The 15,654-nt window shown below is 56.5% G+C and carries 13 protein-coding genes; 4 read left to right on the top strand and 9 right to left on the bottom strand.

Translation table 11 applies throughout. The features are described from left to right. Window positions 1–269: 269 nt before the first annotated feature. Complete coding sequence (gene ompA, locus VGC33_RS13085) at window positions 270–1,352, top strand: porin OmpA (protein ID WP_331121202.1); 1,083 nt, start codon at window positions 270–272, stop codon at window positions 1,350–1,352. A 68-nt stretch (window positions 1,353–1,420) separates the two neighbouring features. On the opposite strand, the gene matP is transcribed toward ompA, so the two are convergent. Further along, window positions 1,421–1,876 carry a macrodomain Ter protein MatP gene (gene matP / locus VGC33_RS13080; RefSeq protein ID WP_331121201.1) on the bottom strand — a complete coding sequence of 152 codons (456 nt, stop codon included), beginning with the start codon at window positions 1,874–1,876 and terminating at the stop codon, window positions 1,421–1,423. A gap of 209 nt (window positions 1,877–2,085) precedes the next feature. Here matP and VGC33_RS13075 point away from each other — a divergent pair, with 209 nt between their 5' ends. Together VGC33_RS13075 and fabA are read left to right on the top strand one after the other, a co-directional pair. Further along, the gene (locus VGC33_RS13075) at window positions 2,086–3,837 is read left to right on the top strand and encodes an AAA family ATPase (RefSeq protein ID WP_331121200.1); all 1,752 of its coding nucleotides are present in this window, start codon (window positions 2,086–2,088) and stop codon (window positions 3,835–3,837) included. 65 nt (window positions 3,838–3,902) lie between these two features. After that, window positions 3,903–4,421: a bifunctional 3-hydroxydecanoyl-ACP dehydratase/trans-2-decenoyl-ACP isomerase gene (gene fabA / locus VGC33_RS13070; RefSeq protein ID WP_331121199.1), complete on the top strand. Its 519-nt coding sequence runs from the start codon at window positions 3,903–3,905 to the stop codon at window positions 4,419–4,421. A 58-nt stretch (window positions 4,422–4,479) separates the two neighbouring features. Here fabA and rmf read toward each other — a convergent pair whose 3' ends face one another. The 6 genes from rmf to rlmKL form a co-directional block, all read right to left on the bottom strand. Further along, entirely contained in the window at window positions 4,480–4,647 is a 168-nt protein-coding gene (gene rmf / locus VGC33_RS13065) for a ribosome modulation factor (protein WP_162364658.1), read from the bottom strand. A gap of 266 nt (window positions 4,648–4,913) precedes the next feature. Next, window positions 4,914–5,483 carry a membrane integrity-associated transporter subunit PqiC gene (gene pqiC, locus VGC33_RS13060; RefSeq protein WP_331121220.1) on the bottom strand — a complete coding sequence of 190 codons (570 nt, stop codon included), beginning with the start codon at window positions 5,481–5,483 and terminating at the stop codon, window positions 4,914–4,916. After that, window positions 5,483–7,123, bottom strand: coding sequence for an intermembrane transport protein PqiB (gene pqiB, locus VGC33_RS13055; RefSeq protein ID WP_331121198.1), 1,641 nt, complete (start codon window positions 7,121–7,123; stop codon window positions 5,483–5,485). The genes pqiC and pqiB overlap by 1 nt, the downstream gene beginning before the upstream one ends. Beyond that, complete coding sequence (pqiA, locus tag VGC33_RS13050; RefSeq protein ID WP_331121197.1) at window positions 7,110–8,381, bottom strand: membrane integrity-associated transporter subunit PqiA; 1,272 nt, start codon at window positions 8,379–8,381, stop codon at window positions 7,110–7,112. The genes pqiB and pqiA overlap by 14 nt, the downstream gene beginning before the upstream one ends. 73 nt (window positions 8,382–8,454) lie before the next feature. Beyond that, entirely contained in the window at window positions 8,455–10,374 is a 1,920-nt protein-coding gene (locus VGC33_RS13045; RefSeq protein ID WP_331121196.1) for an ABC transporter ATP-binding protein, read from the bottom strand. 5 nt (window positions 10,375–10,379) lie between these two features. Next, on the bottom strand, window positions 10,380–12,503 hold the full coding sequence (rlmKL, locus tag VGC33_RS13040) for a bifunctional 23S rRNA (guanine(2069)-N(7))-methyltransferase RlmK/23S rRNA (guanine(2445)-N(2))-methyltransferase RlmL (protein ID WP_331121195.1): 2,124 nt from the start codon (window positions 12,501–12,503) through the stop codon (window positions 10,380–10,382). A gap of 102 nt (window positions 12,504–12,605) precedes the next feature. Between rlmKL and VGC33_RS13035 the strand changes: the two genes are divergently transcribed. Further along, window positions 12,606–13,709, top strand: coding sequence for a YcbX family protein (locus VGC33_RS13035; RefSeq protein ID WP_331121194.1), 1,104 nt, complete (start codon window positions 12,606–12,608; stop codon window positions 13,707–13,709). 69 nt (window positions 13,710–13,778) lie between these two features. On the opposite strand, the gene VGC33_RS13030 is transcribed toward VGC33_RS13035, so the two are convergent. Further along, window positions 13,779–14,327: a cell division protein ZapC gene (locus VGC33_RS13030; protein ID WP_331121193.1), complete on the bottom strand. Its 549-nt coding sequence runs from the start codon at window positions 14,325–14,327 to the stop codon at window positions 13,779–13,781. Window positions 14,328–14,490: 163 nt separating this feature from the next. Next, on the bottom strand, window positions 14,491–15,501 hold the full coding sequence (gene pyrD, locus VGC33_RS13025) for a quinone-dependent dihydroorotate dehydrogenase (protein ID WP_331121192.1): 1,011 nt from the start codon (window positions 15,499–15,501) through the stop codon (window positions 14,491–14,493). Between the last annotated feature and the right edge of the window lie 153 nt (window positions 15,502–15,654).

Below are 15,654 nucleotides of genomic sequence, written 5' to 3'. Positions count from 1 at the left end.
GGTTCGCCGCCCTTAACCGACAGTAAAGCGATTTCAAGTTTCTCGCCGATATCATCAATCAAGCCTATATGAAACGCTGTTTTTTATTAGCGGCTTACTACATCTTACTTGTAAGTTTCCCACTTCGTTGTAGACTTTAATTCGCCAGGGCTGCTCTATAACGCCTTTTAACGGCGATGTACAAACCCAGAGCATGGACACTGGCAATGGAATATTTAAATTAGCTTTAAGAGCTCATTGCCTATTTGGATGATAACGAGGCGCAAAAAATGAAAAAGACAGCTATCGCACTTGCAGTGGCACTGGCGGGTTTCGCGACCGTAGCGCAAGCCGCTCCGAAAGACAACACCTGGTACACCGGTGGTAAACTGGGCTGGTCCCAGTATCACGATACCGGGTTCTACGGTAATGGTTACGACAACCGTATCGGCAATGGCCCTACCCGTAACGAGCAGATCGGCGCTGGTGCTTTTGTTGGTTACCAGGCTAACCCTTATTTAGGGTTTGAACTGGGTTATGATTGGCTGGGCCGTATGGCATACAAAGGCAGCGTTGATAACGGTGCGTTTAAAGCCCAGGGCATTCAGTTGACCACTAAACTGAGCTACCCGCTGAACGATGACCTGGACATTTATACCCGTCTGGGTGGTATGGTATGGCGTGCTGATTCCAAAGCCAACTACGGTAACGGAGCCAATGGTCGCCTGAGCGACAATGACACTGGCGTTTCTCCGTTGGCCGCCGCTGGTCTGGAATACGCAGTCACCAAAAACTGGGCAACCCGTCTGGAATACCAGTGGACCAACAACATCGGCGATGCCGGTACCGTTGGCGCCCGTCCTGACAATGCTCTCGTGAGCGTGGGTGTTTCCTACCGTTTCGGTCAAGATGAAGTTGCTGCGCCTGCTCCGGCTCCTGCCGCCGCACCGGCTCCTGTTGTCCAGACCAAACGCTTCACCCTGCGTTCAGACGTTCTGTTTGCCTTTAACAAGGCACAGCTGAAACCTGAAGGCCAGCAAGCGCTGGATCAACTGTATTCCCAGTTGAGCTCGATGGATCCTAAAGACGGCTCCGTTGTTGTCCTGGGCTTTACCGACCGTATCGGTACTGACCAATACAACCAGAAACTGTCCCAGGCCCGTGCGCAGAGCGTAGTAAGCTACCTGGTGTCCAAGGGCATCCCCGCCGACAAGATTTCCGCACGTGGCATGGGTGAATCCAACCCGGTCACCGGCAATACTTGCGATAACGTGAAACCACGCGCAGCGTTAATCAACTGCCTGGCACCGGATCGTCGCGTAGAAATCGAAGTGAAGGGTATCAAGGAAGTGGTAACACAGCCGCAGGCTTAAGTGTTGTCAGCTTCATAAAAAAACCCCGCCTTGCGGGGTTTTTTATTGCCCGTACCACTATTTCCCGACTACTTGTCCTCCCCCAGGATCGCTTTTAAATCGTCTTTCAGCGAAGTCATCTGCGTGGCGTATTTCTCTTTGCGCTCCGCATCCTCGAGCAGGCTGACAATGGTTTCCGACAGGGTTTTACCCCGTCGCTGCGCCAGGGCCGCCAAACGCTGCCACACCAGATATTCCAGATCGATGGATTTTTTGCGCGTGTGTTGATGCTCAGCGTTAAAATGACGTTTGCGTCTTGCCCGTATCGTCTGCTTCATGCGATTGTCGAGCGCCGGATTCATATTCTCCTGGATCCAGAGAATAATGTTGTCGGGTTGATGCTCATAAAGCACCAGGGCGGCAATGGCTTCCTCCGCCGCGCTGTTTTCTTCATGCCGGGTGATTCGTTCACCTTCACGATGTTTTTTTACCAGATAGGTCCATTTCCATCCGGTTTCCAGGTTCTCAAGCTGCTGGTATTTCATATTTCGCCCACCCGTGACCGTGTAACGTTGCCCTGATAATAGCAGTTCCGCACGCAAAATCCCTAAAATTCGTTTTATTCTGTCTGTTTTTTAATCACAACCGGTGGCAAGTTTTGCTGAATCATCGCTGAATGCAAGATGCGTGAGACTCGGACAGGGAAATTCTTGTATAATCCCCGTTTCCCTGTTTAGCGACGTTACCTATTACCTTGACCATTAAACAATTAGAATGGAAATATTTAATTCCCGAGCTTTCGCCTTTCGAAGCGGTGTTCGCCCAACCCTCCCAGCTAATGCCGGCACCTATGGATGTGCTGCAGCCACGTTTGATGGACGGACTGACACAATTTTGCCACTCCCGCTCGCCGAGCCGTTTTATGCTGCTCACCGCGCAGGAAGATGAGGAATATTTCCAGTTAATCACCGAGACGGTTAAACAGCTTTTGCCCCCGGGCGATGGCGTTATCGGCAGCCGGTATGTGATTACGGGTAATGGCGTGACGGTGCAGCCCGCCACCCGGCGCGAGGATAATTTCGCCGGCCGGGCCAAGGGGCTTTACCAGTCCTGGATCGAACATGAGCAATTGTTCGGCTGCGTCAGATGCTACCGCGACGTGCTTGATTTACAGCCGGGTAAAATCCATGAAGCCAACGGCGGGGTACTGGTGCTGGGTGCCAAGGCCCTGGTCAGCCAGCCGTTGATGTGGCTGCGTCTCAAGCAAATGATATTGCAGCAGCGTTTCGACTGGCTGGCATTGGATGAAACCCGTCCGCTGCCGGTGTCCATACCCTCGATGCCGCTCGATCTGCGCCTGCTTATCATCGGCGATCGCGAGTCGCTGGCCGATCTGAACGATCTGGAACCCGACCTGACCATGCTGGCGTTGTATGCCGAGTTCGAGTCAGACCTGAAGATCCTGGCGCCGGAAGATATGCAAAACTGGTGCGGCTACATAAACAGCCTGCTGGGCGGCCTGAAGCTGCCTCCCCTGACCCCGGACGCCTGGCCGGAGATGGTCAGGCAGTCGGTGCGCTACAGCGGCGATCAGTACCAGCTCCCGCTGTGCCCGCACTGGCTGACGCGGCGCTTTCGCGAAGCGGTGTTGTACAGCGAGCAGGGCGCCATCAGCGCGGAGGCCCTGTATAATAGCAACCGGACGCGGATCTGGCGCGAAAGCTATCTTACCGAGCGCATGCAGGATGAAATATCCGAAGGACAGATCATGGTCGAAACCGAGGGCGCCATGGTCGGCCAGGTCAACGCGCTGTCGGTCCTGGATTTTCCGGGCCATCCCCTGCCGTTTGGTGAACCGTCGCGCATCAGTTGCGTGGTACACCTTGGCGACGGCGAAATCAACGATGTTGAACGTAAGGCCGAGCTGGGCGGTAATCTCCATGCCAAGGGCATGATGATTATGCAGGCCTTCCTGATGGCGTCGCTGGAATTGGACCAACAGCTGCCCTTCTCCGCGTCGCTGGTATTTGAACAGTCCTATGGCGAGGTGGACGGCGACAGCGCGTCGCTGGCGGAATTGAGCGCCCTGATAAGCGCCCTGTCAGGCAAACCGATAGTCCAGCAGATTGCCGTTACCGGTTCGGTGGATCAGTTTGGCCGCGTCCAGCCCATCGGCGGCGCGAATGAAAAGATTGAAGGATTCTTTGCCCTGTGCGAAAGCCGTGGACTTGATGGTACACATGGCGTGATTATCCCCGCCGCCAATGTGCGCCACCTGTGCCTGAATGAGGACGTGGTCGAAGCGGTGCGCAACGATCAATTCCATATCTGGCCGGTGGAGATCATTGATGAGGCGTTGGAGCTACTGACCGGGATACCTTACGATCATGAGCAGAAACCCAATTTGATTGCGTCGATACGTGAGCGTATCGCTTATATTAATCAGCATGAACGCCTGCGCTTACCCTGGGGATTTCGCTGGCTTAACTGGTTTAATCAGAGCTGATGGGGCTTGTCCGGGGCATGGAAGTTAGTTAATGTGCGTGATTCATTGATAAAGGTTTGGATAACATGGTAGATAAACGCGACGCTTATACAAAAGAAGACCTGATTGCCTGCAGCCGCGGGGAGTTGTTTGGTAAAGAAGGCCCGCCGCTGCCCGCGGGGAATATGCTGATGATGGACCGCGTGGTCAAGATGACCGAAGACGGCGGCAGCCATAATAAAGGTTACGTTGAAGCCGAATTGGATATCCATCCCGATATGTGGTTCTTCGGTTGCCATTTTATCGGCGACCCGGTTATGCCCGGTTGCCTGGGTCTTGACGCCATGTGGCAACTGGTGGGCTTTTATCTCGGCTGGCTGGGGGGCGAAGGCAAGGGGCGCGCCTTAGGCGTGGGTGAAGTGAAGTTTACCGGCCAGGTTTTGCCTGTGGCTAAGCTTGTGACCTACCGCATTCATTTCCGCCGCGTGGTGAACCGCCGTCTGGTGATGGGTCTTGCGGATGGCGAAATGCTGTGCGACGGTCAGGTGATCTATACCGCCAGCGATCTGAAAGTGGGTCTGTTTAAAGATACCGGCGCGTTCTGAACGCCTGATAATGAAACCTCCGCGAAAGCGGAGGTCAATTCCTTTGCTGACAAGCGGCTTATAACGTCACCGACCTGTCCTCCATGGCTTTTCGCCAACCTCCCAACCAGTGAGACCGTGCATCCAAGGACTGAAAAGGACATATTTCACTCGAGCGTCCGGATAATCCCGCTTGATAACCACGTGAGTGCGCGCGTTCAAGGCGATCTCGTTTTTGTCTCTTCATGCCGTGTTTCCCTCATCTTGTTTGGTGGAAAGAAAACGGTAATCACATTTCTGCGATTACCCTTTATCTTTAACGAGAAAAGAGTAAAAAATCAACGCAGCATTTCACAAAAGGGTCATATTATAAATGCATAATGAACGCATTTTGACCTGTCGGGTGGAAGGCAATAGCCGCTTAAGTCGCTGAAAACCGGTCAAACAACGCACCCAGGCCACTGAATTATCTTGGCCGGGATCGGCGCGCGTTATTTTTAGAATATTTTGTTATTAAGGCAGCGTTGAAATTCGCCCCGCCGCCGCCTGGCCGATTTGCTGCCAGCCTTGCGCCAACGTCCGGACCAGCGCGTCATAACCGTCCTTATCCTGCTTCAGCACCAGGTTAAAAGGATAACGGGTGACCTGCTCGTCGTGCGTTAGCTGCCATTCGCCCTGGATAACCGCGCGTCCATCATAACGGCCGTGAAAACCGGTGACGCTGAATTCCAGTTGGTCCTGTTCTCCCTGCGCCGGACTGGCGGAAACCAGCGCGCCCGGGAGCCGGTTGCTTAAATGGGCGACCATGGTCTGGCGCAGCTGCTGCTCGAGAGGGCTGGCCCACAGGTTATTGCTGGCGGTGACATAACGCACGTCGCTTTGCTGGTACACCAAGCCGCCGCCGGCCAGGTAATCCGATACGTTCACCCGGGAAAGCCATATATGCCGCGTGCCGCCGGCGGACGGCAGGGGCTGCCCGGCGTTTTCCTGCGCCGCAACCGGCAACTGGTAGTAATGCTTATCGTTATTACCGCCGCAGGCGGCCAGCAACATAACCAGCGCCAGCAGGATCCCTTTATTCATCATTTCGCCCTCTTCGGCTGCGGATCGTTGCCGTTGTCGGCCTGGAACACCAACGCGTTGCTCTTGTTGTTCAGCGTGCGCAGTACCGGTTGCAGTTCCCGCAGGACCTGATCGAGTCGTTGCATATTGTCCACCATTTTATTGTAGGCCGGTGAGCCGGGCTGGAACCCTTTCATGCTGCTGTTCAGCTCGCGCAGGGTGCGCTGCATGTCCTGCGGCAACTGCTGCATCGACTGGCTTTCCGTGATTTTATTCACCGATTTCAGGGTTTTTTGCAGCTCGCGCAGGGTGCTCTGGCTTTGCGCCAGGGTGCTGGTGGCTTCGGTAAGCATCGGATTGAGCGGCAGGCCGTTGATCTTATCAAGCGTCATCATCAGCTTTTGCTGGATCTGCACCAGGCCGCCGCTGGTGGTCGGCAGCACCGGATAACCGTTTACCACCCTCTCGTCGTCCCAGGGCTTGGCCTGCGGATAAAAATCAAGGTCGACAAACAGCGAGCCGGTCAGCAGGCTGGCGCTTTTTAGCGAGGCGCGCAGGCCGTGATCCCCGGCCTGTTTTATCCGTGTCTCCAAATCAAAGTTATCGCCCAGCTTGCCGGCCAGACGGTCCGGTTCGATGCGGATCAGCACCGGTATCTGGTAATTATCGTCGATAGCCTGTTTAAAGGCGGTTTGCAGGAAAGGCACCTGGGCCACGGTACCCAGGCGGATGCCGCGAAACTCGACCGGCGCGCCGGGCAGCAGGCCGCGCACGGAATCATTGAAAAACAGCAGGTAATCTTTATGCACGGTGTATAACGAATCGGCGATACTGTTTTTATTATCAAACAGTTGGTAATCCTGATGTTCATTGGCTTGTTCGCCCAAATCCCAGCCGGTGGGCACGTCAAAACTGACGCCGCCGCTGAACAGGGTGGTCAGCGATCCCATTTCCACCCGCATACCCTGGGCCGACATATCAAAGGCCACGCCGCTGTCTTTCCAGAAGCGCACGTTGGTGGTCACCAGGCTGTCGTAGGGCGCGCTGATAAACAGCTGGTAACGCATTTTGCGCCGCGCCGGATCGAAGTGGCTGGTCTGCACCGTGCCGACCCTGAAACCGCGGAACAGCACCGGATCACCGGCATTCAGCTGCCCGGATTGATCGCTGTCGAGCTCGACGCGGATGCCCTTGGCATCCGGCGAGGCCAGCGGCGGCGCATCCAGCAGGGTGAAGGCATTAACCTCCTCGCCGTCGGCGCCTGGCTGTAGCTGGATATACGCCCCGGAAAGCAGGGTGCCCAGCCCGGAAATACCCTCCCGGCCGATCTGCGGCTTCACCACCCAAAACGCGGAATCTTTTCGCAGCAGCTTTTCCATGCCGTTGTTGATACGGGCTTTTATTTCAACCTGCCGCAGGTTATCGCTTAACACTACGCTTTCCACCATGCCGACGTCCACGCTGCGGCTTTTAATGGCGGTTTTCCCGGCCTCGATGCCTTCGGCGCTGGTGGTGATAAGGGTGATGACCTTGCCCTGATGGCTAAAGTGGTAATAGAGGATCCAGGCGCCAATCAGCACCGTCACGATTGGAATGATCCACACCGGCGACCAGCGCTTGATTTTCTCGACCTGGGCGACGTCGTATTTATTTTCCGTCAACGGAAGACTCCTTTGGTATTTTTCTTTCTGCCCGGTCCCAAATCAGTCGCGGGTCGAACATCTGCGCGGCAACCATGGTTATCATCACCACCATGGCAAATAACACCGCGCCGATGCCCGGTGTGATACTCATCAGTTGCCCCATTCTCACCAGTCCGGAGAGTACCGCTATCACAAATACATCAATCATCGACCAGCGGCCGACAAATTCCACGATTTCATAAAGAAAATGCATCCGTTCGCTATCGACCCGGGCTTCCTCGCGGCGCGCGTCCCAGCATAGCCAGGCCAGGGCAATCATTTTCAGGGTCGGCACCATGATGCTGGCGATAAAAATCACCATCGCCACCGGGTAGGAGCCGTCGTCCCATAACAGGATCACCCCGGCAATGATCGTCGAGTTGAGTTTACTGCCTAAACCTTCGGTTATCATGATCGGCAGGATATTGGCCGGGATATACAGCATGATGGAGGTGATAAGCAACGCCATGGTCCATTGCAGGCTGTTATGCCGCCTGGCGCGTTCATGGGTATGGCAGCGGGGGCAGTTATGCAGTCCCGCCGGCAGGATCAGGGTACAGCAACTGCAGGCGCGGATGCCTTGCACTAATCCGCCGATGCCGGGGCGCAGCTCGGTTACCGGCGATCGCGCCGGCATGATATTATCCCAAAGCCAGCGCTGGTCGATGCACTGGAATGCCCGTTGCTGCAGCAGGCAGAACAGGCAAAACGGCAGGAAGCTGATGCCGATGCCGATGTCGCCGTAGGCCATCAGCTTGACGAAGCTGACCAGCACGCCCGCCAGGAATATTTCCGCCATGCCCCAGGCGCGCAGGGCAAACAAGGCTTTCGCCATAAAGGCCTTCAGGCGAAACGACAGGCGGAACTCAAAGCACAGCAGGATGATAGCCATCATGCAAACGGCGGGGATCAGCTGGACGAACAGCAGGAACAGGCTGGCCAGGCTGGAAAAATGATCCGCCACCATGATGCCGGGGATCTGCGGCAGGGTAATCTCGCGCCCCATGCCGGACACTTTCATATTCACGAACGGAAACAGATTGGCCAGCACCAGCATAATCAACGCGCTGATGGCAAACATCACCGGCTGGGTGCGTGGATGGGACCAGCGGCTTATCAGCGTGTTGCCGCAGCGGGGACAGACCCCTTTCTGGCCGTCGGTTAACGCCGGCAGGACCACCAGGAGATCGCAATGTGGGCAAAGCACGTATTTCGGGTGATGGACGGCAGAACACATGCTTTCCTCCTTGTTGTCCTGATGCCGTTAAGCGGCCCGAACGGGATCCCCATCCCTCCCGCTCGGGTTCATGTCACTCTTTAGGACCGTTTTTTAATGCTTCCAGCTCTTCCCAGCGGGCGAAGGCGGTTTCCAGCGATTGTTCCGCGCCGGCCATGCGCGTGATGACCGCCTGGGTCGTTTCGTGAGGCTGGCTGAAAAAATCCGCATGCGCCATTTGCGCCTGCAATGTATTGATTTCCTGCTCCAGGCGTTCTATCTCCTGCGGCAATACCTCCAGCTCGCGCTGCAAGTTATAGCTTAATTTGCTGGTGGCGCGCTTGGCATTAAGCGGCTTCTGCGCATCGGCGGCGCGAATTTTTTCGGTGGGCGCCGGCGCGGTACGCAGCGAGCGCATATTGCGGCGCTGGTTCTGCGCATCGAAATAACCGCCGACGAAGCTGCTGATCCGCCCTTCACCCTCGAAAATCCAGCACTCGGTCACCGAATTGTCCACGAACTGGCGGTCATGGCTGACCAGCAGCACGGTACCCTGGTAGCCGTCGATCATCTCTTCCAACAGTTCCAGGGTCTCGACGTCCAGATCGTTGGTGGGTTCATCGAGAATCAGCAGGTTGCTGGGATTAAGGAACAGTTTGGCCAGCAGCAGGCGGTTACGTTCGCCGCCCGACAAGGCTTTTACCGGCGTCATGGCGCGTTTGGGATGGAACAGGAAATCCTGCAGATACCCCAGCACATGGCGCGAGCGGCCGTTGACCATCACTTCCTGTTTGCCTTCCGCCAGGTTGTCCATTACCGTGCGTTCCGGATCCAGTTCGGCGCGATGCTGGTCGAAATACGCCACTTCCAGCTTGGTGCCGCAGTGGATGCGCCCGCTGTCCGGCCGCAGTTGGCCGAGCATCAGTTTCAACAGCGTGGTTTTACCACAGCCGTTAGGGCCGATAAGGGCGATTTTATCGCCGCGCTGTACCTGGGCGCTGAAGCCGCTGACCAGCACCTTGTCCGCCAGGCGATAGCTGACGTCTTCCATTTCAAACACAATCTTGCCCGAACGGGTGGCTTCCTCGACCTGCATCTTGGCGCTGCCGATGACTTCACGCCGCTCGCTTCTTTCGTTGCGCAGCGCCTTTAACGCGCGCACGCGGCCCTCGTTACGGGTACGCCTGGCCTTGATGCCCTGGCGGATCCATACCTCTTCCTGCGCCAGTTTTTTATCGAACTCGGCGTTTTGCAGTTCCTGCACCCGCAGCTCTTCTTCCTTGCCTTCAAGGTATTTGTCGTAGTTGCCCGGCCAGGAGACCAGCTTGCCGCGATCCAGGTCGACAATGCGCGTCGCCATATTGCGAATAAATGAACGGTCATGGGAAATAAAGATGATGCTGCCGGGGAAACTTTTCAGAAAGATTTCCAGCCAATCGATGGTTTCAATATCCAGATGGTTGGTCGGCTCATCCAGCAGTAAAACCTGCGGTTCGCAAACCAGGGCGCGGCCAAGCGCCGCTTTACGCAGCCAGCCGCCCGACAGGGACGACAGATCGGCATCGGCGGTCAGGCCCAGCTGTTCAAGCACCTCATGGATACGTTTTTCCAGGTGCCACAGGTTCTGGTGATCCAGGATCTCCTGCAGCCGGCCCATTTCCATCAGGTTTTTATCGCTGGGATCCTGTTCCACCAGATGTGAAACCGCATGGTAGGCCTTGAGCGTTTGCGCCTGCTCCTGCACGCCTTCGGCGACAAAATCATAGACGCTGCCGCTCACGTTGCGCGGCGGATCCTGCTGCAGGCGGGCAACGATGGTATCCTGCTCGAAAATCAACTGGCCGTCGTCCAGCGGCACCTCTTTACTGAGGATCTTCATCAGGGTGGACTTGCCCGCCCCGTTGCGCCCAACCAGGCAGACACGTTCGTTACGTTCTATGTGCAGCTCGGTATTATCCAGCAGCGGCGCATCGCTGAACGATAGCCAGGCGCCGGAAAGACTGATTAATGACATGGTGTTTATTGATCCTGATCGGCATGGCTTATCAGCCAGCTGTTGTGAATATGGCGATTACGGGCGAAGTCCTGGGAGCGGGTTTGCTCGGTGATGGACCGCGCCTTCAGGCTAAGCGCCTGTAATCCTTCGGCATCCAATTGGAAACCGCGTTTATTATTGGAAAACATCATGATGCCGCCCGGCCGTAATAATCTTTTCAGATCTTTCATCAGCATCAGGTGGTCACGTTGCACGTCGAAACTTTCGGACATGCGTTTTGAATTGGAGAACGTGGGCGGATCGATAAAAATCAGATCAAAGGTTTCCTGCGACAGTTCGAGCCAGGACAGGCAGTCCGCCTGGATCAGGCGATGTTGCTTGCCGACCAGTCCGTTGCTGCGCAGGTTTTTTTCCGCCCACTCCAGATAGGTGCGCGACATATCCACCGAGGTGGTGCTGCGCGCGCCGCCGATGCCGGCATGCACGCTGGCGCTGCCGGTGTAGGCGAACAGATTAAGGAAATCCTTGCCGCGGCTCATCTCGCCCAGCATTTTGCGCGCAATGCGGCTATCGAGGAACAGACCGGTATCCAGATAATCGGTCAGGTTGACCCAAAGCTTGGCGTCAAATTCGTCCACCAGCAGAAATTCGCCTTTCTGCGCCAGCTTTTCATACTGGTTTTTGCCTTTCTGCCGCTCGCGGGCCTTGACCACCAGTTGGCTGGCGGGGATGTCCAGTACCGACAGGGTTGCCGAAATGGCATCGTATAGCCGCTGGCGCGCTTTTTCCGGTTCGATGGTTTTGGGCGCCACATATTCCTGGATCACCACCCATGAACTGTAGCGATCGATGGCGACATTGTATTCGGGCAAATCGGCGTCATAAAGCCGATAACAGTCCAGATGCTGTTTGGCGGCCCATTTTTCCAGGCCGCGGATATTTTTTCGCAGCCGATTGGCAAAATCGGGCGCGATATCCCGCGCGCCCGCCGCCGCATGCGGCTCATCCGCCAGCAGGTAGTTTTTCTGCTCGCAGTCCAGCGGGCCGTTTTTCGCTTTGAACGAGCGCTCCGCGCGCAGCTGCAGCGCGCTTAACAGTACCGGCGACGCGCTGAACACAGACAGCCGCCAGCCGCCGAACCGGCTTTTCATGATGCGTCCGAGCAGATTATACAGCGCTATCAGCGCCGGTTCGCTTTCCAGCCGTTCGCCGTAGGGAGGATTGCTGATAACCGTGCCGGCCGGGCCGTCGGGCAGCGGGTTGGCCAGATTGGCCACATCATTGACCGTAAAGGAGATCAACGAATCGATACCGGCATGATGGGCATTGGCGCGCGCTTTTTCCAGCACGCGCGCATCGTTGTCGGAACCGAAAAAGCGCGAGGCCACCTGGGCGGTTCCCGCCCTGGCGCGCTCGCGGGCGGCGCCCAGGACCTCTTGCCACAGGGATTCGTCATGGCCAAGCCAGCCGTAAAATCCCCATTGCTGGCGCAGCAGGCCGGGCGCCCGGTCGGCGGCCATCAGCGCCGCTTCAATCAGCAGGGTGCCGGAACCGCACATCGGGTCCAGCAACGGCGTGCCCGTCTGCCAACCGGAGCGCAGCACAATGGCGGCCGCCAGGTTTTCCTTCAGCGGCGCCTGGCCCGCGCCGTCGCGGTAGCCGCGCTGGTGCAACCCGCCGCCGCTCAGATCCAGCGAAACGACGGCATGATCCCGGTGCAAAAAGACCTGCACGCGGATATCCGGCTGCTGTTTGGCCACGTCCGGACGTTTATCCAGGGCGGCGGTAAAACTGTCGACGATGGCGTCTTTCACCCGCAGGGTGCCGTACTGGCTGTTGCGGATGGCCTCGTTGGTGCCGCTGAAATGCACGGCAAACCGTTTATCCACTGAAAAAATCGCCGGCCAGTCAATCGCCCGCACACCCTGGTAAAGATCCTCATCGCTGAAGACGTCGAAATCGGTCAGCGGCAGCAGGATGCGCGAGGCCAGACGGCTCCAGAGCAGGCTTTGGTACAGCAGCCGGTCATCGCCTTGAAAGCGCACTCCGCCCAGGGCTATTTTGCAATCGAGCGCACCCAGCGCTTCCAGCTCGCTTTTTAACAGTTCTTCTAAACCTTGTGCCGTGCTGGCAAAGAGTGCGTTCATCTGGTCACTTATCATCAAAAAGAAAAATCGTTGGGCATTATAGCTAATCCCGGCCCATTGTCATAAAGTTGGCCCAGCAGAGTGTTCCGGCAGGGAGGCAGAGTGGTCAGTTTATCGCGGTTATTTATTCATCCGGTGAAATCTATGCGCGGTTTGCAGGTATCCCATGCGCTGGTGGGCGCCGAAGGTCTGGCCTTTGACCGGATTTTTATGGTTACCGACCCTGACGGCACTTTTATTACCGCGCGCCAATACCCGCAAATGGTCCGGTTCACCCCGGTAATGGTGCAAAACGGCCTGCACCTGAGCGCGCCGGACGGACAAAGTGTATTGGCGCGCTTTGCCGACTTTACGCCGGACGGCCACCCTACCGAAGTCTGGGGCAATCATTTTACCGCGTATGTGGCACCCGAGGCCATCAATAACTGGTTAAGCGGCTATTTAGGTCGCGCGGCGCAGCTGCGCTGGACCGGGGAACGGAGCCACCGGCGGGTAAAACCCTATCCCGGCATACCGCTGTCGTTTGCCGACGGGTTTCCCTTTTTGCTGATCGGTGAAGCTTCGTTCAGGGATTTACAGAAACGCTGTCCCGCCGGCATCACTATCACCCAGTTCAGGCCCAATATGGTAGCGGCGGGCGCCGCGCCCTATGCCGAGGACCGCTGGCGGCGCATTCGCATCGGCGGCGTTGAGTTCGAGTCGGTCAAGCCTTGTAGCCGCTGCGTGCTTACCACCGTGAGCGTAGAGCTTGGGCGCAAGCACCCGGCGGCGGAGCCTTTACGCACCTTGCAGGGTTACCGCACCGCCGACAACGGCGACGTGGACTTCGGCCAAAACCTGATCGCCCGTTCCAGCGGCATTATCCGCGCCGGCGACAGTATCGAGATACTCGAGGAGCAGGAACCCAGGCGTTACGGCGGCGGTACGGTAACCGAGGCGCTGGCGGCGCCGGTCGACGGCGAGAAGCGGGTGATGATTGACTACCGGGGTCGGCGCTTTAGCGGCAATAACCAGCAGGTCCTGCTGGAGCAGCTTGAGCAACAGGGCATTCGTATTCCCTATTCGTGCCGGGCGGGGATTTGCGGCACCTGCAAGGTCACGCTGCTTGAAGGCGAGGTTGCGCCGCTTAAAGCCAGCGCCATTGAGGAGCCCGGCCAGGTATTGACCTGCAGCTGCATCCCCAAAAGCGACCTGCGTCTCGGCTAACGCGGTCTGACTGGCAGGGCGCGGCGGCGTCCCGGTTAACATTGGGACCGGGGGCGTGCGCCGTGCCTTTTATACCGCGGCGGCGTAGTGAACTTCGGTCTGCTGCGGGTAAGGCAGCAGCCGGTCATGCATGATTTTGATGGCATCACCCAGCACGATTTTGCGCGCCGCCAGGGTGAGCTGCGGCTGCGCCAGCACGCACAGGCTGGCGTTATCGCCCGCTTCCGCCACCAGCAGCCGCGCGTATTCACCGTTATCGTTCAGGCGCACCAGTACGTCGTCGCCCATGACGGGATGCCAGTTCAGCGGCGTGGGCTGCGGCCTGAAGTGCCAGCTCTTCGGCATCAGCGGCTTAAGGAAGCGCAGCGCCACCAAGGCATTGAGGATTAATTCCGCCTGCTGTTCTTCCTTTAACGGAAGAGCCCGGCACTTTTCGGCCAAGGTAAAATAGAGCGCGGCGTCATCCACGCAGAATACCGTTTCGCTGAACGCATCGGGGGTGAGTGTTTTAGCACAAAAGCGTGAGCGGAATATCATACCATCAGCGAGATCCAGCATCATCCGATCATGTTCGGCATCATAAAACCAACGCCAATTATCGCCGGGAGTGAATTTCATCTTTAAGTCCTTTCATCGCGTCGCCTTCGATTATGAAATATTCTGCAAAGAATTTTAGCGTTTAGAAAATATTCTAAAGATTAAGTTAGCAGCAAACGGATAAAAGATAAACGAGCCAAGGGGATAAATAAACCCCCCAAGCCGATTAATTAGAAAAAAATGATCAAATATGAGTAATAATGTCTTTAATCAGGCGCGGACCATGAAAAATAAAGCCGGAATATATTTGAATCAGCGCGGCGCCGGCGTCCATCTTTTCCCTTGCGGCGACGAGGGAATCAATTCCTCCCACCCCGATTATCGGTAATTTACCGTTTAATTCCTTTGCCAGGCGGCGGATAACTTCGGTGCTGCGGGCTTGTAAAGGACGACCGCTTAACCCACCGGCCTGGCCGCAATGGTTCAGGCCCTGGACCAGATGCCGATCGGTGGTGGTGTTGGTGGCGATAACGCCGTCGATATTATGCCGCACCAGGCTATCGGCAACCTGCGCCAGTTCTTCATCGGTCAGGTCGGGGGCTATTTTAACCGCGACCGGAACATATTTGTGATGGTACTTTTGCAGATCCGCCTGCTTATTCTTAATCGCCAGCAATAAATCGTCTAGCGCTTCACCGAATTGCAGTGTGCGCAGCCCGGGGGTATTGGGGGATGAAATGTTTATCGCTATATAGCCCGCATAAGGATATATCTTATCCATGCACAGCAGGTAATCCTGCTTGCCCTGCTCCACCGGCGTCGCCTTGTTCTTGCCGATATTGATCCCCAATACCCCGCCAAAATGGGATTTCTTGACGTTTTCGACCAGATAATCGACACCCTTGTTGTTAAATCCCATCCGGTTAATCAGCCCTTCCGCCTCAAGTAGCCGGAACAGGCGCGGTTTATCGTTGCCGGGCTGCGGCAGCGGCGTTACCGTCCCCACCTCAATAAAACCAAAGCCCATGGCGCCGAGCGCGTCGATGCAATCACCGTCTTTATCCAGGCCGGCGGCCAGTCCCAGCGGATTTTTAAACGCTATCCCCATACAATTGACCGTTTTGGTCGGCAGCGACTGGCGTACCAGGAATTCAAGCGGCGTGCCGCTAATACGGCGCAACTGCTGGAAGGTTAATTCATGGGCACGCTCTGGATCGAGCTGAAATAAAGCCTGCTTGATGAGGGGATAAAACATATCGTCTCCTGATATCCCGATGGCAACCGGGGCGGTATTATCAGGTATCGCGCGGGGAAAAGAAATCAACCGGCGTAAAAAAAGCGCAATCCCTCGCGCCAGATCAAAAAAGCACGCTTATAGGGTCGGTGTTAGGGGATAGAGAGGGGGCGC

The sequence above is a fragment of the Acerihabitans sp. genome (genome assembly GCF_036398755.1).
Lineage (GTDB): Bacteria > Pseudomonadota > Gammaproteobacteria > Enterobacterales > Enterobacteriaceae > Acerihabitans.
This window is presented reverse-complemented; position numbering and strand designations above follow the sequence as displayed.